General features: G+C 65.2%; 11 protein-coding genes and 1 pseudogene. 6 read left to right on the forward strand and 6 right to left on the reverse strand.

The features are described from left to right. Positions 1-214: 214 nt before the first annotated feature. Entirely contained in the window at positions 215-3,307 is a 3,093-nt protein-coding gene (locus GYM46_RS11440) for an efflux RND transporter permease subunit (protein WP_008258646.1), read from the reverse strand. 9 nt (positions 3,308-3,316) lie between these two features. After that, positions 3,317-4,465, reverse strand: a complete 1,149-nt coding sequence (locus GYM46_RS11445) for an efflux RND transporter periplasmic adaptor subunit (RefSeq protein WP_008260095.1) — start codon at positions 4,463-4,465, stop codon at positions 3,317-3,319. Between the two features lie 185 nt (positions 4,466-4,650). Between GYM46_RS11445 and lepA the strand changes: the two genes are divergently transcribed. After that, on the forward strand, positions 4,651-6,459 hold the full coding sequence (gene lepA / locus GYM46_RS11450; protein WP_040349737.1) for a translation elongation factor 4: 1,809 nt from the start codon (positions 4,651-4,653) through the stop codon (positions 6,457-6,459). A 328-nt stretch (positions 6,460-6,787) separates the two neighbouring features. After that, positions 6,788-7,561: a hypothetical protein gene (locus tag GYM46_RS11455; protein ID WP_156796458.1), complete on the forward strand. Its 774-nt coding sequence runs from the start codon at positions 6,788-6,790 to the stop codon at positions 7,559-7,561. Positions 7,562-7,784: 223 nt separating this feature from the next. Here the strand turns inward: GYM46_RS11455 and GYM46_RS17040 are convergent. From GYM46_RS17040 to uvrB, 4 genes and pseudogenes are all read right to left on the reverse strand, one after another. After that, a pseudogene (locus tag GYM46_RS17040) lies at positions 7,785-8,001 on the reverse strand (DUF559 domain-containing protein); the annotation flags it as partial. Positions 8,002-8,152: 151 nt separating this feature from the next. Beyond that, positions 8,153-9,052, reverse strand: a complete 900-nt coding sequence (locus tag GYM46_RS11465) for a DUF3883 domain-containing protein (RefSeq protein ID WP_008260248.1) — start codon at positions 9,050-9,052, stop codon at positions 8,153-8,155. Between the two features lie 333 nt (positions 9,053-9,385). After that, positions 9,386-10,261, reverse strand: a complete 876-nt coding sequence (locus GYM46_RS11470) for a hypothetical protein (protein WP_083793387.1) — start codon at positions 10,259-10,261, stop codon at positions 9,386-9,388. 141 nt (positions 10,262-10,402) lie between these two features. Continuing rightward, positions 10,403-12,745, reverse strand: a complete 2,343-nt coding sequence (gene uvrB, locus GYM46_RS11475; RefSeq protein ID WP_008261817.1) for an excinuclease ABC subunit UvrB — start codon at positions 12,743-12,745, stop codon at positions 10,403-10,405. A gap of 404 nt (positions 12,746-13,149) precedes the next feature. On the opposite strand from uvrB, the gene GYM46_RS11480 reads away from it, so the two are divergent. The 4 genes from GYM46_RS11480 (at position 13,150) to GYM46_RS11495 (ending at position 21,194) form a co-directional block, all read left to right on the forward strand. Next, entirely contained in the window at positions 13,150-16,059 is a 2,910-nt protein-coding gene (locus tag GYM46_RS11480) for a TonB-dependent receptor domain-containing protein (RefSeq protein ID WP_230307675.1), read from the forward strand. Between the two features lie 254 nt (positions 16,060-16,313). Beyond that, a complete protein-coding gene (locus GYM46_RS11485; protein ID WP_164952702.1) occupies positions 16,314-19,568 on the forward strand; it encodes a TonB-dependent receptor domain-containing protein in 3,255 nt (1,084 codons plus the stop codon). Between the two features lie 154 nt (positions 19,569-19,722). Further along, positions 19,723-20,055 (forward strand): PadR family transcriptional regulator, encoded by a 333-nt coding sequence (locus GYM46_RS11490; protein ID WP_008261789.1) that lies wholly within the window; start codon positions 19,723-19,725, stop codon positions 20,053-20,055. A 26-nt stretch (positions 20,056-20,081) separates the two neighbouring features. After that, positions 20,082-21,194 carry an HAAS signaling domain-containing protein gene (locus GYM46_RS11495; RefSeq protein ID WP_008264212.1) on the forward strand — a complete coding sequence of 371 codons (1,113 nt, stop codon included), beginning with the start codon at positions 20,082-20,084 and terminating at the stop codon, positions 21,192-21,194. Positions 21,195-21,231: the final 37 nt, after the last annotated feature.

The raw sequence follows: 21,231 nt of genomic DNA on the forward strand, positions 1-21,231 counted from the left end.
GCGGGAAACTTGCCGCTTAAGCCCTTTTTAAAGCCGTCACCCTCGGGCTTGTCCCGAGGGCCCACTTTTCCGCCTCGCCCACGTGTGAGGGGGCGAGGCCGTAGATGCATCTCAAGTCCGCATCTGAAGCCGCCGTGGGCCCTCGGGACAAGCCCGAGGGTGACGGAGGTGGTGACGGAGGCGGGGGTGACGGAGGTGCGGTGAGCGGAAGCCGCTACTCCACCAACGGCGCCTGCCGCGGTTTCGCCAGTTCCCGCTGTCCCGCCGTCGAGCGGCGCAGGATGCGCCGCGCCCACTGGGCCACGTCATCGACGATGGTGAAGATGGCGGGGATGTAGAGCAGGGACAGGAAGGTCGAGGAGATCAGTCCCCCCAGCACGGCGATGGCCATCGGCGAGCGGAACTGGACGTCGGCCCCGATGCCCATGGCGATCGGCACCATGCCCGCGCCCATGGCGAAGGTGGTCATCAGGATGGGGCGGGCGCGCTTGTGCGCGGCGTCCATGATGGCCTCACGGCGCGGCATCCCGTCCTTCTCGGCCATGATGACATAGTCGACCAGCAGGATGGAGTTCTTGGCCGCGATCCCCATCAGCATCAGCACCCCGATCAGGGCCGACATGGAGAAGTTGGCGCCGCCGATGGCCAGGGCGATGAAGGCGCCGCCGATGGCCAGGGGCAGGGCCGCCATGATGGTGATCGGATAGGCGAAGCTTTTGAACAGCAGGGTCAGCACCGCATACATCAGCAGAATGCCCGAGGCGAAGGCGATGCCGAAGCCGGTCAGCATCTCCTGGATGAACTCCTCGTCGCCGGCCGGCACCTGGCGCACGCCGGCGGGCAGCTTCTGGACCGAGGCCAGGCGGTTGACCGCCACGCTCGCCGCGCCGGTGGTGATGCCGTCCAGTTCGGCGCTGATCGAGGCGATACGCGACCGGTCCTGACGGGTGACGGTGGCCGGACCGGCGCCGAACTGGATGTCGGCGACGGCGCTCAGCGGCACCGAAGCCCCGCCCGTCGCCGGCACACGCAGGTTCTCCAGCACGCTCAGGTCCTCGCGCGCCGCTTCGGTCAGCTGCAGCCGGATCGGGATCTGGCGGTCGCCCAGGTTATATTTGGGCAGGTTCTGATCGACGTCGCCGATGGTGGCGACCCGCACCGCCTGGGAGATGGCGCCGGCCGACACGCCCGCCAGGGCGGCCTCGTCCGGACGCGGCGTGACCAGGATTTCGGGACGCGCGATGGCGGCCGAGTTGACGACATTGGCCAGACCCGACACGCCGCGCATTTCTTCCTCCACCTTGCGCGCCGCGGCGTTCAGGGCGACGGGATCGTCGCTCAGGATCGAGAAGGTGTAGGTGGTGCCGTCGCCGGGGCCGCCGCCCTGCTGGCTGATGCCGGCGCGGATGCGGGCGCCGGGGATCTGTTTCATCTCGTCGACCATGACCCGCGCGAAGGCCTGCTGGCTCAGCTCGCGGTCGCCCTTGGGCACCATGTCGGCGTAGATATTGGCCTGGGTCACGTCCTGGCCGCCGACGGCGGCATAGACCGAGGTGACCTCGGGGCGGGCCTCCAGCTTGCGGGTGATCTGCTGCACCACGGCGTCGGTCTGGCGCAGGGTCGAACCCGGCGGCAGTTCCACCTGGAAGGCCGCGCGCGCCGTGTCGCCGGGCGACATGAACTCGAACGACATCTTGGCCACGATCGAGGTCGCGATCGACCCGACCAGGAACAGGATGCCGATGATGAAGACCTTCCAGCGGTTGCCCAGGCACCAGTGCAGGGCCTTCAGATAGCCGCCCATCCAGAACGGGTCGCGATCCTCGTGGTGGGAGTGTTTCAGGATGAAGGCCGCCATCAACGGCGTCAGGGTCCGCGCCACCAGCAGCGAGAAGGCCACGGAGACACAGGCCGCAAGCGCGAAGGCCTTGAAGAACTGGCCGATGATGCCGGGCATGAAGCCGACCGGCGCGAAGACGGCGATGATGGTGGCGGTGGTGGCCACGACCGCCAGACCGATCTCGTCCGCCGCCTCCAGCGAGGCGTCATAGGGCGGTTTGCCGTCGCGCATGTGGCGGACGATGTTCTCGATCTCCACGATGGCGTCGTCGACCAGAATGCCGATGGTCAGGGACAGGGCCAGCAGGGTGACGACGTTCAGCGACTGGTCCAGCGGGCCCAGGATGGCGAAGGTCGGGATCAGCGACATCGGCATGGCCGTCGCCGCGATCAGGGTGGCGCGCCAGTCGCGCAGGAAGATGAAGACGATGATGACGGCCAGGACGGCGCCCAGCAGCAGGGCCTCCAGCGAGGCCAGATAGCTCTCTTCGATCTCTTCGACGCTGGCCGTGACCTGGCTGATGGTCAGCTCGGGATGGGCCTCGTCGATCTTCTTGACCTCTTCGCGGACCTTTTCGGCGACCTTGACCTCGGACGCGGTGCGCGAGCGCAGGAAGTTGAAGGTGACGGCCTCCTGGCCGTTGTAGCGGGCCAGGCGGCGCGGTTCGCTCCACTTGTCCTCGACCGTGCCCAGATTATCCAGGCGCACGGTCTTGCCCTCGCCCAGCGGCACCAGGGTCTCGCGCAACTGCGCCACCGAGGTGGCGGCGCCCAGGGTGCGGACGGCGCGCTCGGACCCGGCGATGGTGACGCGGCCGCCGGGCAGGTTGTTGTTGACGTTGGTCAGGGCCTGGCTGACCTCGGCCGCCGTGACGCCGTAGGCGGCCAGCCGCTGCGGATCCAGCTCGACCCGCATTTCGCGGTCCACGCCGCCCGAGCGGTTGACCTGGCCCACGCCGCCCAGGGCCAGCAGGGCGCGGCTCATCTCGTTGTCGATGAACCAGCTGATCTGTTCCGGCGTCATGGTCGGCGAGCGGACCACATAGGTGATCAGGGCGTCGCCGGTGATGTCGATGCGCTGGACCCCCGGCTCCTGCATGTCCTGGGGCAGGCTGGCGCGCAGTCCGGTCATGGCGTTGCGCACGTCGTTGGTGGCCCGGTCGGTGTCCGTGCCCAGTTCGAACTCGATCACCGTCGTCGAGACGCCGTCGCTGATGTTCGAGGTGATGTGGCGCACGCCCGACAGGCCGGCCAGCGAGTCCTCGATCAGCCGCGTGACCTGGACCTCCATTTCCGCCGGGGCGGATCCGGGGCGGGCGGCGGTGACATTGACCAGCGGGAAGTCGATGTCGGGGTTGGAGTTGATCCGCATCCCCATGAAGCCGACCACGCCGCCGAGGGTCAGCAGCAGGAACAGCAGGATGATCGGAATCGGGTTCTTGATCGCCCAGGACGAGATCTGGTTCATGGGTCGGTCCTACTTGGCCGCAGGCTGGGCGGCGGCGGCGGCGGGGACAGCAGAACGGGCGCCGCCGGGGGCCTGGGCGACGTTGACGCGGTCGCCCTCGTTCAGGAAGCCCGCGCCGCTGACGATGACCTGGGCGCCGACATTGACGCCGGTGACGGCCGTCTGGGTGTCGGTCCGCGACAGGATGACGACCGGCTGGAAGTGAACCCGGCCGTCGGCGACCAGGGTGAAGACCCCCGGCTTGTTGTCGCGATACAGGACCGCGCCGGTGGGTACGGTGGTGGCCGGCTGGTCGCCGACGTCGATGTCGGCGCGGGCGAACATGCCCGGCCGCAGCTGGGCGCCGGGCGACAGCGAGATGCGGGCCAGGCCCAGGCGGGTGCTGGCGTTGACCTCGGGCGTGACGATCCGGACCGTGCCCGCGGTGGTTCCCGCCTCGCTGGAGGTCACGGTCGCCGACTGGCCGGCGCGAACCTGGGCCAGCTCGGTCTCGGGCACCTGGGCGTCCAGCTCCAGCCGGCCGTCGCGGACCATGCGGAACAGTTCGGTCCCGGCCGAGATGATCTGGCCCTTGGTCACGCTGCGGCTGATGATCAGGCCGGCGACGGGGGCGCGGATGGTGGCCTGGGCCAGATGGGTCTGGGTCTGGGCCAGGGTGGCGCGGGCGGCGGCCAGATTGGCGTTCGACGCCCGCTGGTTGGCCAGGGCGGTGTCCAGCGAGGCCTGAGACAGGAAGCCGCGCGCCTTCAGCTGCTGCGCCCGCTCCAGCGCCGCGTCGTCGCGCGCCACATTGGCCTCGCCCAACTGCACCTGGGCCTGCTGCTGGCGCAGCTGGGCGCGCAGCAGGACGTCGTTCATCTGCACCAGGGGCTGGCCCTGACGGACATAGGAGCCCTCATCCACATAGACGGCGACGGCGGTCAGGCCGCCGGTCTCGGCCGCGACCGGCACTTCCTCCCAGGCCGAGACGCTGCCCGAGGCGGTGACGGTGCGGCGCAGATTGGTCAGGGTCACGGTGGCGGCGGTGACGGTCTGGCGCGAGCCGCCGGCGGCCTTCTCCTCGGTCTTCTCATCGCCATGTCCGCCGCAACTGGCCAGCAGGAAGGCCGACAGGGCCATGGCGCCGAGGTTGAGAGCGTTTCGGGTCGTCTTGGACACGGGGAGTTCCTCGGTTGCAGGCCCCGGCTCGCGCCGGTTATCGGGAGGCGCGACCCATACCGCGTCCGCGAGCCGTTCTCAAACGCGGATACATATTGTTGCAAAGCCTTAATCTAGCACGGCCAGCGGGCGCGGATCGCCGCGCCCGCTGGTCCCGGACCTCTACGCGTGATAGGGCCGCGCGGATGACGACTCCCCCTATCTCGAACATTCGGAACTTCAGCGTGGTCGCGCACATCGACCACGGCAAATCCACCCTGTCCGACCGACTGATCCAGTTCACCGGCGGCCTGACCGCGCGCGAGATGTCCGAGCAGGTGCTCGACAATATGGATATCGAGAAGGAGCGGGGGATTACGATCAAGGCGCAGACGGTGCGCCTGAACTACCGCGCCAAGGACGGGCAGGACTATGTCCTGAACCTGATGGACACGCCGGGGCACGTGGACTTCGCCTATGAGGTGTCGCGCAGCCTGGCGGCGTGCGAGGGCTCGCTGCTGGTCGTGGATGCGTCGCAGGGAGTCGAGGCGCAGACGCTGGCGAACGTCTATCAGGCCATTGATAACAACCACGAGATCGTCCCCGTCCTGAACAAGGTCGATCTGCCGGCCGCCGAGCCCGAGCGGGTCCGCGCCCAGATCGAGGACGTCATCGGCATCGACGCCTCCGAGGCCGTGCTGTGCAGCGCCAAGTCCGGCATCGGCATCGAGGACGTCCTCGAGGCCATCGTCACCAAGCTCCCGGCCCCCAAGGGCGACCCCGACGCCCCGCTGAAGGCCATGCTGGTCGACGCCTGGTACGACCCCTATCTGGGCGTCGTCGTCCTGGTCCGCGTCTTCGACGGCGTGCTGAAGACCGGCATGCGGGTCAAGATGATGCGCAACGGCTCGACCCACCTGATCGACCGCGTCGGCGTCTTCCTGCCCAAGAACACCCCGGTGGACCAGCTCGGCCCCGGCGAGGTCGGCTTCATCACCGCCCAGATCAAGGAAGTCGCCCACGCCGCCGTCGGCGACACCATCACCGACGAGAAGAAGCCGACCGCCGAACCGCTGAAGGGGTTCAAGGAGGTCCAGTCGGTGGTCTTCTGCGGCCTGTTCCCGGTCGACGCCGCTGATTTCGAGGATCTGCGCGCCGCCATCGGCAAGCTGCGGCTGAATGATGCGTCATTCACCTACGAGATGGAATCCAGCGCCGCCCTGGGCTTCGGCTTCCGCTGCGGCTTCCTGGGCCTGCTGCACCTCGAGATCATCCAGGAACGGCTCAGCCGCGAGTTCAACCTTGACCTGATCGCGACCGCCCCGTCGGTGGTCTACAAGATCGGCCTTCGCGACGGCTCCGAGATCGACCTGCACAACCCGGCCGACCTGCCCGACGTGATGCAGATCGAGACCATTTCCGAGCCCTGGATCAAGGCCACCATCCTGACGCCCGACGAATACCTCGGCAGCGTCATCAAACTGTGCCAGGACCGCCGCGGCCAGCAGATCGAACTGTCCTACGTCGGCGCCCGCGCCATGGTGGTCTACGAACTGCCGCTGAACGAGGTGGTGTTCGACTTCTACGACCGTCTGAAGTCGATCTCGAAGGGCTACGCCTCGTTCGACTACGAGATCACCGAATACAAGGTCGGCGACCTGGTGAAGATGAACATCCTGGTCAACGCCGAACCGGTGGACGCCCTGTCCATGCTGGTCCACCGCGCCCGCGCCGAGACGCGCGGCCGGGGCATGGTCGAGAAGATGAAGGAACTGATCCCGCCCCACCTGTTCGTCATCCCGATCCAGGCGGCCATCGGCGGCAAGATCATCGCGCGGGAAACGGTGCGCGCGCTCCGCAAGGACGTGACCTCGAAATGCTACGGCGGCGACGCCACGCGCAAGAAGAAGCTGCTGGAGAAGCAGAAGGCCGGCAAGAAGAAGATGCGTCAGTTCGGCAAGGTCGAAATCCCGCAGGAAGCCTTCATCGCCGCCCTGAAGATGGACGAGGACTAAAAGACCTTCCCCCGCTTGCGGGGGAAGTGTCAGGTCGTGGCGCGTAGCGACACGCCTGACGATGGGGGGAGTTTTGCTTCTTTAAGAAGACTTCCCTCTCCGACCCTGGTTCGGCTGCGCCGAACGCCGGGCCACCTCTCCCGCAAGCGGGAGAGGGTCTTTCCAGCCCTGCCGTTCCCACCCGGTCTCGCCTCCGGCTCGACCCCCCTTCCCGGAACGGGGAGGGAGAGGAATTAGGAGCGCTGGCGGGTTTGAACTGACATATCGACTTGTGTGATTTCAGGCGCTTAACCCCGAATATCGCCGACTTTCCAGCCAGGGTTTCTCCATGGCCCATACTGGCGGCATGGAAAGACGCAAATACAAGATTCAACCCGCCGAAGTCTGGGACAAGGTGCGCCAGGACTATCTGGCCGGCCTGGGCGCCGAAGAGGTCGCGGCCAAATATGACGTGACCGCCCACGCCCTGCGCGCCCGCGCCACGCGCGACGGCTGGTCCCGCTATCTGCACGCTCCGGCCGAGCCGGTCGATCCGCCGCCCCCGCCGCCGAGCCTGTTCGACGTATCATCCGACGATGCGGCCGGCGGGGACCCGGCCGTCCTGGCCGAGGCCGCCGCCCAGGCCTCGGGCCGGGCCATGCGCGCCGGCCGGCTGTTGGAGGCGCGCGCCCTGGCGGGGCTGGCCGCCACCTATCGCAAGCTGGAGGCGCGGGGCGAGACGGCGCACGGGGCCATGACGGTCGAGAATGCGCCGCTGCAACTGGTGTACGACATACTGATGAACCCTCTGGCGGCGAGCGACCGATTGGCCATCCGCCCCGGCGCCGCCGACACCCATCTGGCGCTGAAAGAAGCCTACTGGACCCAGCAGCAGACCCTGGGTGAGAAGAACCAGGAGTTTCGGCACGCCCAGCTGCACCGGCGCGCGGCGCTGGACCGTCGGGTCGCCGCCCTGGAGGACCAGCTGAAGGCGGCCGGGATGGAGCCGGTCGCCGAGACGGAAAGCGCCCGACGCATCCGCACCGGGGTCGATATGGTCATCGACTGCTGCGGCAAGGTCATGTCCGCGAAGGACTGGGACAAGACGCTGGACGGGTTGTGAGCGGCGTCTTCCTTCTCCCCCTGCGGGAGAAGGTGGCCCGCAGGGCCGGATGAGGGGTCGGTTCGGCCTGAACCGTCAGGGCCGGTGAAACCCCTCATCCGTCAGCCTTCGGCTGCCACCTTCTCCCGCAAGGGGAGAAGGAAGGTTTAGTCGCGCGTCAGGCCTTCCTCCGTCGCCGCCACAATGGCCGACAGCACCTCTTCCCGCTGGTTCCCGATCATCCCATTCGCAAACCGCAGCACCCGGAACCCCTGTTCGCGCAGCCAGGCGTCCCGCTCGGCGTCCTCGATCCGGTCGTCATGCTGCGGCCCGTCCGCCTCGACGATCAGCCGATGCCTCAGACAGACGAAGTCGACGATATAGCGCCCGATCACCATCTGCCGCCGAAACTTCAGCCCCGCCAGCCGCCGATCCCGCAACAGCCCCCACAGCCGCCGCTCATAATGGACGGGCTCGCGGCGCATCTGTTTGGCGCGGGATTGCAGCCAGTCGTTCATATTAAGATTGTGCGGAACGCTCGTCAAGATTGCAACTCCTTCCTTCTCCCCCTGCGGGAGAAGGTGGCCGAGCGCAGCGAGGTCGGATGAGGGGTCAGAAGGACGCCCGCCACGCCTCCGGCGTCAGCACCACTGCTGTTTCCAACGGCGGCGCGAGGACGAAGAATTCCGGCCGGACGGGCAAGCTATGCACCCGGTAAAGCCGCCACGCGTCAGGCCGCTCCTGCGCCACCTCGCATTCCGTTCGCGTGAGGAAGAAGTCCGTCGATGGGCCGCCACGCGTGGCCTTCACCTCGATCAGTCGCTCACGACCATCCATGGGGTCGAAGCTGCGGATGTCGTATCCGGCCCCGTCTCCGCGTTCCTGCGACGTCCATTCAACCTTCGTCGCTAGATCCGCCCGGTCATGAGCGATCAGACGGGCGCGTTCGTGATGGAAGATGCGCTCTTCGCCTAACAAGCCAAGCTGCCGGTTCCGCTGATCGCGAGCCGCCGGATCGAATTTCCGAACCAGTCGCGACAGACCCGCGGGTCGTCGGGGCCTATCCGCGCCAAGGGGAGGGGCCGAGGTCATCAGCAGGGGCGCAGGCTCAAACGTGGTCGAGGGCTCCGACACTCCGCTTCCATACGTCGGCTGTTCGGTCGCTTGGGCCCGCAGGGAGTCGCGCAATGGCATCCCGATGTCCCAAGCGGCTGGATTCTGGTCGAGATGGCGTTCTAGTGCGGAGAAGATGGCCTCTTGGTAGTTCGGCCGACTACCGAAACCATTCAGCTTGGGCATGCCCAGTTCGGTCAGGACGGCGGAGATGTTTCCGTACTTCTGACCGACCGAGCCGACGGTTCGGCCGATCTGCTGTGACAAGGCCTTGGCATGGTGCAACTTGACCAGCGGACGACCAGAGACGGCGTCGTCGAGCATGGCGAAATAGTCGGCGACGATGAGGTCTAACTCCTCCTCATCCCAGTCGCGGCCATATTTGCCCTGATCGACCAACCCATTCTCCCCGCCAACCTTAGGTTAGTATGACGGCGACGGTCTTTACCAGGGCGCTAATCGCCCTTCCTTCTCCCCTTGCGGGAGAAGGTGGCCCGCAGGGCCGGATGAGGGGTCGGTTTGGCGTGGATCGTCAGGGCCGGTGTAACCCCTCATCCGACCTCGCTGCGCTCGGCCACCTTCTCCCGCAAGGGGAGAAGGGACCAGAACGGTGATGAAGGCCCAGGGCATGACCTGCACCACAGGGGCGCTAAAATGGCGATCAAGGTCGGCCAACTGACAACGTCCTCACTTTGGAGGCGTCAACCTTAGGCCTTTAGCACATAGCGATCCTCAGACGGCTGCACGCAACCTATCGGCTGTATCGTAGCCCCTGGCGGTCACTTCGAAGACCTCGCCTTTGACCCCTCTAGCTATCAGGAAGCCCTGATCTACCAGTTCCTCGATAGCATATTCCCATCTCGCATTCGATCGACGGTCACGAGGGTCTCCAAATGACTTCCCATTTGCTTGGACATAGCGACCGCCCAGTGTTGCCAGACGCATGATCATCCCATCATTGCCTGCTGTCGCTTCTAAAAGAAGCTCCTTGGCTTCGGCTGACATGAGCGATTCCGGTGCCTGGGCGGGAGGAGGTATTGCAGCGCTCTCTACTCCCTTAGCATCGGTGCTAGTTTGGGTGGATAAGAGTTCGACCAGGTAGGGATTTTTCCGAAGCTGGATTTGAAGTTGCCGTACGAACTTGTCTCTAAAATCTGAGTAGTTCGAATATGTTTCGATAATGCCTTTGGCTTTGCACCAATCCCGAAACTCACTTAAAGCAGCGTATTGAGTAGGATCTAAACTCTCAGGGGCTACGGGCGCAGAGGAAAAATACACCATGGCAGGCTTGCCGGCATCTAGGTGCTTCTGAATTTCTTCGACCGTGCCGCTGGCTGAGTCGCCAGTCGGAGTGCCGAGGCGAGTCCAAAAAATTCCGACTAAAAGATCGCAGTCTGCGAGCACGCGATCGTTTATGAGTTCTTGAGCGCGACCTCCTAGATCTGGTGCGGAATGAGTTTCCCAACCTACAGGCATTAAAGCGGTCTGTGTCGATAACGAATGTATATAGTTCCATTCGTGCATTGCATCTCTAGCTATGCTTCGCTCTTCTAGTACATCGCCCGGAGAAGCGAGCATTATTGGAATCATCGTTGCAGTGTAAGCCATCCAACCGCGCCTCAAAGCTCTCTAATTGAGCGTGTGCCCAAAGCACGTAAAGGATGTCTTTAGCCGCCGGAAGTCAACTAGCTGAGCTGCCTCGGTAATAGCCATTTAGCTTTGTCGCTGCACAACCTTAGCGATCCTCCCCTACAGCCGCCCCTTCCTAAACGCCTCCGCCTTCTCCGCCGCCGCTTCCGCGCGCCACTTCTTCGGCGCCGACCGGTCCACCTCTTCGCCCGCCCCCGTCAGGGCCTCGTTGGCGAATTCCAGGTCCAGCAGCTTCATGCGCTTGATCTCGTCGCGCAGGCGGCCGGCTTCCTCGAACTCCAGGTTGGAGGCGGCTTCGCGCATGCGGCCTTCCAGGTCCTTGAGGGCGGCCTGGAAGTTTGAGCCGACGAAGGGTTTGGAGGCTTCGGCGACGCCGGGGCGGGTCAGGCGGTCCATCTCGCGGGACTCATAGGGGCTGTCCATCAGCTCCTTGATGTCGCGCTTGACGCTTTCGGGCGTGATGCCGTGTTCGGTATTATAGGCCATCTGGCGTTCGCGGCGGCGGTCGGTCTCGGCGATGGCGCGCTCCATACTGCCGGTCATGCGGTCGGCGTACAGGATGACGCGGCCGTCGATGTTGCGCGCGGCGCGGCCGATGGTCTGGATCAATGAGGTCTCGGAGCGCAGGAAGCCCTCCTTGTCCGCGTCCAGGATGGCGACCAGGCCGCACTCGGGGATGTCCAGCCCCTCGCGCAGCAGGTTGATGCCGATCAGACAGTCGAAGGATCCCAGACGCAGGTCGCGCAGGATCTCGATCCGCTCAAGCGTGTCGACGTCGGAGTGCATGTAGCGGACGCGGATCCCCTGTTCATGCATATATTCGGTCAGGTCCTCGGCCATCTTCTTGGTCAGGGTGGTGACCAGGGAACGGTAGCCGGCGCGGGTGGTGGCCTTGACCTCGTCGATGACGTCGTCGACCTGGTTGCGGGTCTGGCCCGAGACCGGGCGGATCTCGACGGGCGGGTCGATCAGGCCGGTGGGGCGGATGACCTGTTCGACGAAGACGCCGCCGGCCTGGTCCATCTCCCAGGCGCCGGGGGTGGCGCTGACGTGGACGGTCTGGGGGCGCATGGCCTCCCATTCCTCGAACTTCAGCGGGCGGTTGTCGATGCAGGAGGGCAGGCGGAAGCCGTATTCCGCCAGGGTGGATTTGCGGCGGTAGTCGCCGCGGAACATGCCGTTGATCTGGCCGATGGTGACGTGGCTCTCGTCCACGAACAGCAGGGCGTTGTCGGGGATATATTCGAAGAAGGTGGGCGGGGGCTCGCCGGGGGCGCGGCCGGTCAGCCAGCGGGAGTAGTTCTCGATGCCGGCGCAGCTGCCGGTGGCCTCCATCATCTCCAGGTCGAAACGGGTGCGTTGTTCCAGGCGCTGGGCCTCGAGCAGTTTGCCGTTCTCGATCATCCAGTCCAGCGTCTCCTTCAGCTCGGCCTTGATGCCCTGGGTGGCCTGGTTCAGCGTCGGGCGCGGGGTCACATAGTGGCTGGCGGCGTAGACGGTGATCTCGGTCAGGTCGGCGGTCTTCTTGCCGGTCAGGGGGTCGAACTCCTGGATCGCCTCCAGCTCGTCGCCGAACAGGCTGATGCGCCAGGCGCGGTCCTCGAGGTGGACCGGGAAGATTTCGATGACGTCGCCGCGTTTGCGGAACATGCCGCGGTCGAAGTTCAGGTCGTTGCGCTTGTACTGCAGCGCGATCAGATCGGCCCGCAGCTTCGCCTCGTCGATCTGGTCCCCCACCTTCAGGGTGAAGGTCATGGCCGTATAGGTCTCGACCGACCCGATGCCGTAGATGCAGGAGACGGAGGCCACGACGATCACATCCTCCCGCTCCAGGATCGCCCGCGTCGCCGAATGCCGCATCCGGTCGATCTGCTCGTTTATGGACGAGTCCTTCTCGATATATGTATCAGTTCTTGGTACATATGCTTCAGGCTGGTAGTAGTCGTAGTAGCTGACGAAATATTCGACGGCGTTGTCCGGGAAGAATGACTTGAATTCGGAGTAGAGCTGGGCCGCCAGGGTCTTGTTGGGGGCCAGGATCAGGGCCGGGCGCTGGGTCTGTTCGATGACCTTGGCCATGGTGAAGGTCTTGCCCGAGCCGGTGACGCCCAGCAGCACCTGGTCGCGGTCGCCCGCCTCGGCCTGGGCCACCAGTTCGGCGATGGCGGCGGGCTGGTCGCCGGCGGGGGTGTATTGGGTCTCGAGCCGGAAGCGGCCGCCCTTCTTCTTGCCCTCGTGCGAGGGGCGGTGGGGCACCCAGTCGGCGGGGGCGGCGACGGGCTCCTCCGGCGTCAGGCGCGGGCCGGTGACCGGGGCGAACATCGGCATTTTCCCGGTGTCGCGCTTGAAGGCGGCGGCGGCCTCGCGCACGCCGGGGTCGGGCGTGTGCACGGGCTTGGCGGGCTTGGCGGCGGCGGGCTTCGGCGTCGAAGAACGGTTCATGAACAGAACTTAGTGCGCAGGAAGCGGCGGCGCCAGAGAGGGGGCTTGCGGCGGTGAACGGCCGGTTCAAGGCCTAAAAATGGCGACAAAGCGGCGTGATGTGGAAGTAAAATGCTTCAATACGCCGCAACATGTGACCTATCGCGCCCAATTCCTCCATTTTTCGTACAATTATGCGACTTTTTGGTTGCGGTGTGTAAAACGTATGCCTAACAAGGTCGTATAACGGATGTATTTAACATACCATCGGTATATATCCGCGATATCTAGCTGTTTCCCTAAGTATTGTTCAATACTGTTTGTGAATGAGGCGTATGCGTACTCGTAAAAATTACCTTCTGTCGTCGACTGTGGTCGGCGGAATTGTGGCGGCTTCGCTGTCCATGCTTTCAGCGCCTGTCGCGATGGCTCAAGACGCCACCGTTACTCAGGCCGATGAGTCCGCAAGCGTCGAAGACATCGTCGTCATCGGCTCCCGTATTCGCCGTGACAACTATAACGCCCCCTCGCCGACCCAGGTCGTGACGCGCGAAGAGGCGACCCTGCAGGGCTTCGCCTCGACCACGGAGGCGCTGCAGAGCACGGCCGTCACCGGCGGCACCTCGCAGATCAACAACTCGTACGGCGGCTACGTCACCAACGGCGGCCCCGGCGCCAACACCATCGGCCTGCGCGGCATGAGCCCGAGCCGCACCCTGGTGCTGCTGAACGGCCGTCGCGTTTCGCCGGCCGGTTCGCGCGGTTCGGTCGGCGCGGCCGACCTGAACGTGCTGCCGACCGCCATCATCGACCGCGTCGAAGTGCTGCGTGACGGCGCCTCGTCGGTCTATGGTTCGGACGCCGTCGCCGGCGTGGTCAACATCCAGACCCGCAACAACTTCGAAGGCGTCACCTTTGAAGGCCAGCGCAACGAGCCGTTGGAAGCCAATGGCGCGGGCGGTTCGACCCGTCTGTCGCTGACGGCGGGCGTCCGTGCCGACCGCTGGCGCGCCGCCGGTTCGGTCGAACGCTACGAGCGTGACGAACTGACCCTGCGCGACCGCGAGTTCACGCGCTGCCAGACCGACGGCTTCCGCAACGGCCAGGACTATATCGACCCGCTGACCGGCCAGTCGAAATGCTATCCGATCACCACGACCGGCTCGAACGGCGTGACGATCAACACCGTCGCCCTGGGCGTGGAGGGTCCGCCCAGCGCCAGCGGCGCCCGGACGTTCATCGGCACGGCGGGCGTCGGCGCGCCCGGTTCCGTCGGGACGGTGTTCAATCGCTGGCGTCCGAACGCGGGCGTCGCCGGCGGCGTGCCCGGGTTTGAAGGCGTGGGCGGCCCCGGCAACGACCTCAACGTCCGCGACACCTTCGAAGACCGGATGCTGAACGAGTCGCTGATCTCGCCGGTGGACATCACCACCCTGTACGGCGAAGTCGGCTATGACCTTCACGCCCTGGGGAACGCCGAGGTCTATGGCGAAGCCCTGTTCAACCAGCGCAAGTCTTCGCAGACCGGCTATCGCCAGCTCTCGCTGGACTACGCCAAGGGCAGCCCGCTGATCCCGGACAGCCTGGCGTTCAGCACGATCTCGGGCGATCAGGGCCTGAACAAGGGCCAGGATGTCGGCGCCCGCGCCTTCATCGGCTTCGGCAACGACCATTCCGAACAGGAAGTGGACTTCGGCCGCTATGTCGCCGGCATCAAGGGCGACCTGTTCCTGCCGGAATGGCGCTATGACGCCTACGTCAGCTATTCGCGGTCCAAGTCGACCTACACCAGCGAACAGTTCCTGACCGATCGCATGATCGAGTCGCTGGACGTGGTGGAAACGGCGCCCGGCCAGTTCCAGTGCGCCGAACTGGCTTCGAACCCCGGCTGCGTCGCCGCACCCGCCCTGAACGCGCAGACCATCCGTGGCGCCTTGCCGCAGGACTGGGTCGACTATGTCTTCCGTCCGGTGACCGGCACGACCGAGTTCACCGAAAAAGTGGTTAGCATCGGCATCGACGGCCCGCTGTTCAGCCTGCCTGCCGGCCGCGTCATGGGCTTCTTCGGCGCCGAATGGCGTGAGTCCGAAATCGACGACACGCCGGGCCTGGATAGCCAGCTGGGCAACACCTACAACTTCTCGACCTCGGCCATCACGCGCGGCTCGGATTCGGTGAAGGAAGTGTTCGGCGAAATCGAAGCGCCGATCCTGGTCGACCTGCCGGGCGTCCGCGAGCTGACCCTGAACGGGTCGTTCCGCTACACCGACTATGACTCGTACGGCGACGACACGACCTACAAGGTCGGTCTGGTCTATCGTCCGATCGACTGGGTCACGGTTCGCGGCACCTACGGCACCTCGTACCGCGCCCCGGCGCTGTTCGAACAGTTCGTCGGCGCCACCACCGGCTTCCTGTCGAACACCAACGACCGCTGCAACAACTACGGCGCGCCGGGCGTGAACCCGAACCGCGTCGCCAACTGCACGGCCGAAGGCCTGGCGGGCGACTTCCAGTCGACCAACAGCGTCACGGTGATCACCGCAGGCGGCGCAGACGCCGGCCTGGCGGCCGAAACCTCGACCAACATGACCGTCGGCCTGGTCGTCCAGCCGCCGCTGCCCTCGGGCTGGGGCGATCTGGCCTTCGCCGTCGATTATTACGAGATCGAGGTCGAGAACGGCGTGTCGCGCACCGGTGCAGCCCAGATCCTGACCCGCTGCTATGACTCCAACCCGGCCGACTTCGCGGCCGACGCCGGCTTCTGCCGACTGGTCACGCGCGATGCGGTGGACAACAGCCTCACGGTCCGCGACAGCTACGTCAACCTGGCGACGGACAATGTGAAAGGCCTGGATTACACGGTCCGTTATCGCAAGGACGTCGGCCCCGGCACGGCGTTGTTCAACCTGGCGATCACCCAGTACACGGAAATCTCGAACAAGCTGTTCGCCGAAGATCCGCTGGAAGACTACACCGGCATGATCGACAATCCGGAGTTCACCGGAACGGCCGACGTCTCCTACGCCTGGGACAAGTGGCGCGTGCGCTACGGTGTCGAATGGATCCAGGGCACCGACAGCTACGCCTACTACGGGGAAGATCCGGCTACGTCGGACTACGACCTCGCGACCGATGACTACTGGCTGCACAACACTTCGGTCCAGTATGCGTCCGATGGTTGGACCGCCACGCTCGGCGTTCGCAACCTGTTCAACGACAACCCGCCGACCATCTCGTCGGGCGTGTACAACCGGGTCGGCAACGCCCCGCTGTACTCGGGCTATGACTACCTGGGCCGCACGGCCTTCGTGAACCTGACCAAGTCCTTCTAGGGATCGCGGTCGATTCGAAATGAAGAGGGCGGCGGGCTTCGGTCCGCCGCCTTTTTCTTTGTCACTCGACTAAGTTGATAGCGGAACAATCAAAAGGCGCAAACTTGTCACCAAATTGATACGCAGGCGCCAAATATATGTCTGTTTTGCTGAAATGAGGTGGCGTCGCCTCGCTCTCATGTGCATTGCGGCGACTATTAGTCGCTCAATTCGGGGAGTTATGCATGCGAGTGAATTTGGACGCTGGACGGACTTTGCGTGGGGCCCTTCTGGCCGGAACAGTGCTGGCCGGAGTGATGGGGAGTGTCGGCGCCGCCGCCGCGCAGGAGGCCGAAGGCTCGCAGGCTGCCGAAGTTGGGGAGATCGTCGTCACCGGGTCGCGCATCCGCCGCGACGCCACCACCGCCGCGACGCCCCTGATCCAGATCGGCCAGGAAGAGGTTTTGCAATCGGGTGAATCTAACGTCATCGACTTCCTCGCCGACATTCCCGCGCTTTCATTCTCTCAAGTGCCGGAAGACACTACAGGATCGAACCTGAACGATGGCGGCCTGTCGCTGCTGAACCTGCGCGGCTTGGGCTCGGCTCGTACGCTGGTCCTGGTCGATGGCCGTCGCCATGTCGGGTCCTCGCCCGGTTCTCTGGCCGTCGATGTCGATACGATTCCGCGTCTTTTGATCGAGAACGTCGAAGTGATCACCGGCGGTGCTGCGGCCGTTTACGGTGCAGACGCCGTGTCGGGCGTGGTCAACTTCACGCTGCGCAAGGATTTCGACGGGCTCGAGGTCGATGCATCGCTGGCCGAGGTCAACCAAGACGGACAGATGAGCGAGCGGCTCTCCGCCCTGTGGGGGGGCAAGTTCCTGGAAGATCGTCTGAACGTCTATGTCTCTGGCGAGTATCAGCGCAGCGACGAGGTATTGGACCGCGATGTCGACTGGCGTCGGGAGGGCTGGGGTTTCATCAGCAACGACGCAGACCCGTCCTCAGCGTCCAGCGACGGCGTCATCGATCTGATCCTGGTCAACAACCTGCGCACCTATATTCGCGGCACAGACCGAGGCGGGATCACGATTCTGTCCACCGGCGTGCAACGTAGCCCCGCCAGCGATCCGGACGTGCCGTTCGCGACCTGCTCGGCCACCTCGTTCTCGGCGAACTGCTTCTCGGTCGCGCCGACCAACAATCCGAACAACAGCTATCTGTATACCGACGCCGGCGCCTCGCAGGCTGTGGTGTTCGGCCCGATTCGCCAGCAGACGGGTCTGTCGCGCACCGTCAGCAACGGGGGGCTGGGTCAGAACCCCAATACCGAGCAGGGCCAGAACAGCCGCCTTCCGGAATCGGAGAACTACCGCTTCCAGACCGGCTTCAACTTCAAGCTGACCGATTCCATCGAGGCCTTCGGAGAGGCCAAGTACGTCAAGGAAGAAACCTATGACGCCGGTCAGCGGGTATTCCACGACTTCAACATCCGCCAGTTCGCGCCGGGCACGGTCGGGGCGATCACGGCGACGTCGGCGTTCGAGATCGGGCTGGACAACGCCTATCTGGCGGAAGATGTGCGCCTGGCGATCACGAATAACCGCCGGCAAGTCTATAACTCGGCCGGGGTTCTGACCGGAACGGTCGCCGACCCGCGCGCCCAGCACAAGCTGTATGGCCCATCCCGGACTCAGGAAAACACCCGCGAACTGCAGCGTTATGTGCTGGGTCTGCGGGGCGATGCGCCGGACTTCGGCTTCGTGCGCAATATTCGGTGGGAAGCGGCCTATACCTATGGCCAGATGGACAATGAAAACGTCGAACTGGGCGTGGATATCGTTCGTTATCAGGCGGCCGCTGACGCGGTGGTTGACACCGCTGGCATCGTCAACGGCCGTGCGGGCGAGGTGGTCTGCCGCGTGCAACTGCTGAACGCCCAAGGCGTCGCCGTGCCGAACGCAAGCCTCACCAGCGGCGGCGTCACCACGACCTATTCGCGCCAGGGCGACGTCATCAGCGACTGCACCCCTGTGCGGGTGTTCGGCGCCGGCGGCTTCTCGCAAGAGGCGCTGGATTATATTCAGGCTTCGATCAAGGTCGAAGATCAGAACAAGCAGCACGATTTCGTCGCCTTTACCGGCGGCGATCTGTGGGACTTCTGGGGCGCCGGTCCGATCGGTGCGGTCGTCGGTTACGAGTACCGCAAGGAGATCACCAGCGGCATCGGGCGTGATCGGGACCGCGCAGGGCGTCTGCTGTTCCTGAACAGCGGCGCGGATTTCAAGGAAGCGTCGTATGACACCAACGAGATGTTCGCCGAGCTTCAGGTCCCGATCATGCGCGACACCTGGTTGGGCCGGTCTATGGACATCAACGGGGCTTACCGCTTCTCCGACTATTCCAACGTCGGCGAACAGGAGACGTATAGCCTGGGCGTAACCTATCGTCCGTTCGACCAACTGCTGCTGCGCGCCACCAAATCGACCGCGATCCGCGTGCCGAACCTCAGCGAGACCAACGAGCCGCTGGGGCAGACCTTCGCCAACGGCTTCTCGGATCCTTGCAGTGCGACCGTCATCAACAATCTGGCTGACCGCTCGATCGCGGCCAACCGGATCGCCAACTGCGGCGCGCTTGCCTCGGCTGCCGGTCTGGATCTGAACTTCGCCGACCTGGGCGCGACGAACGCCTATCTGCCGAACTACGGCAGCGGTTCGGTGCCCGGCCTGGCGGGCGGTAACCAATTCCTGCAGCCCGAGACTTCGGAAAGCTTCAGCTACGGCTTCGCCTGGACGCCGGACTACCTGCTGCCGAACCTCGCGATCACGATGGATTACTACGATATCGAGATCAACGACGCCATCGACTCGGTGAGCGCTCAGGCGGCCGCAAACCAGTGCGTCAGCGGCGATCAGGTCAATACTCTGGCCTGCTTGACCCAGACGCGGGACGCAACCAGCTTCCAGGTGACCAGCTTCATCCAGGGCTCGCTCAACTATGCGGCGTTGACGGCTAAGGGCGTCGATTTCTCGGCCCGATGGGGCGGCGATCTGTTCCGCTTCGGCGGGCGTGGATGGGGCTCGTTCCGTCACGCCATCCGCGGCAACTGGCTGATCGAACAGGTCGATTACGTGAACATCGACGATCCGGCGGACGGTACGGATTATCAGGACACCGTCGGTTCGCCGCGCGTGCGCTTCTTGTCCACCCTGACCTGGTCGCCGACGGACACCCTGTCGTTCAGCTGGGACTGGGACTGGCAGGCCAGCCAAGAAATCGAGGACATCGACAATATCCTGGCCAATCCGGACCGCTACGAGAGCCTGAAGTACATCGAGACGGGCGATTTCAGCCAACACGATTTCTCGGTGCGTTGGGATGTGCGGGACGACGTCACCCTGCGTGCAGGCGTGGTCAACGCCTTCGACGCGGAGCCGGCGCGCTGGCTCGGTAATACGACGGCGGATAACTTCGATCTGTTCGGCCGACGCTTCTTCATCAGCGCAAACTTCCGCAGCTTCTAAGCGGATCGACGCATCGTCGGCATTGGGGCGCGGAGGGGAAACCCTCCGCGCCCTTCTTCATGCGGAAACCATCGCTCGCTTGACTCTCTCGCACAGTATGTCTCATGCACTGTGCGTCACACACTATGCGACGTCGTGGATCGGGAGCGCGGGTTTGAGCCAGGATGAGGAACTGCTGTTCGAGAGTCTGCGGCTGGAGCTGCGGCGGGGGTCGTTGATCCTGGCCGTGCTGGCGAGCTTGCGGCGCGAGCAATACGGCTATTCGCTGCGGGTCGCCCTGGGCGAGGTCGGGGTCGAGATGGAGGAGAGCACCCTGTATCCGCTGCTGCGCCGGCTGGAGAGCCAGGGGCTGCTGGACAGCGAGTGGCGCGAGGAGGAGCGGCGCAAGAAGCGGTTCTACCGCCTGTCGCCGCGCGGGGAGGCCATGCTGGCGCGGCTGGCGGCCGAATGGCGGGGCCTGTCGGCCTCGCTGGAGAAGATGCTGTGAACATCGGGAAAGAGGGAGAGCGTGGGATGGACCTGGTTGAATCCTATCTGAAGGCCGTGGCGGCCCAGTTGCCGAAGGCGACGCGCGACGACATCGTCGCCGAGCTGCGCGACGAGATCATGGGCCGGCTCGAGGCGCTGGAGGACCGGCTGGGCCGGGCGCCGAGCGACGACGAGGTCGAGGCCCTGCTGCGCGAGGTCGGCCATCCGCTGACGGTGGCGGCGCGTTATCGGTCGGGGCCGCAGGCGCTGATCGGGCCGGAGCTGTATCCGTGGTGGCTGTTCGCGGTGAAGACGGCGCTGCTGGTGATGGCGTGCGTCACCCTGATCGGACTGGCGGCGCGGGTGCTGGCCGGCGACATCTACGCGGGTCAGGCCATAGGCCAGGCCTTCGCCAGCCTGTTCAGCGGGGCGGTGTCGGTGATCGGGGTCGTGACCCTGATCGGCTTCGTGCTGGAGCGGCAGGAGAAGAAGCCCGACTTCATCGCCAGATGGCGGGTCAAGGATCTGGGCCTGTTCGAACTGGGCGGCGATATCGACGCCGAGACCTGGGGCCAGAGGCTGGCGCGCGGCGGGGCGACGCTGCGTGAAGGCGCGGCCGCCAAGTCGGGGCCGGCGGTGCGCAAGAGCGCCGAGATGTCGCCGGCCGCGCGGGCGGTGTCCAGCGCCATCGCCTGGGGCGTGCTGCTGCTGTGGTGGACCGGCCTGTTGCCGATGGCCTCGATCCGGCCGGAGGAACTGGCCGGGGTGGTGGACGGCGTCGACTACGGCCGGATCCTGGTCCAGGTCGTCGATGCGGCCTACTGGCCCGTGACCCTGTTCGTCGTGGCGCGGATCCTGTTCGACCTGACGCGGGCGGCGTCGGGGGGGAATGTGCGGCTGACGGCCCTGGGCGACATGGCTTTCGGCGCCGCAGCGGCCTGGGGCGTGGCGTGGCTGTGGTTCTGGTCGCCGCTGACGCCGGTGATCTGGGTCGGGACGGTGACGGAGTTCGCCGAACGGGCGCGGGCGCTGTTCCATCCCACGGCGGACGACGCGGGCGGTCTGGCGGCGATCCTGATGATCATCGTGGTCTGGGCCTTCCTGGCCGAGATCTGGCGGATCCTGCGGGCGGCGGGGCGACTGGTCGTCGGCCGGTAAGGGACGCCGGCGCGGATGTGTTGAACCTCCGGCCGTT

It is taken from the genome of Brevundimonas mediterranea, assembly GCF_011064825.1.
In the GTDB taxonomy this organism is placed as follows: domain Bacteria; phylum Pseudomonadota; class Alphaproteobacteria; order Caulobacterales; family Caulobacteraceae; genus Brevundimonas; species Brevundimonas mediterranea_A.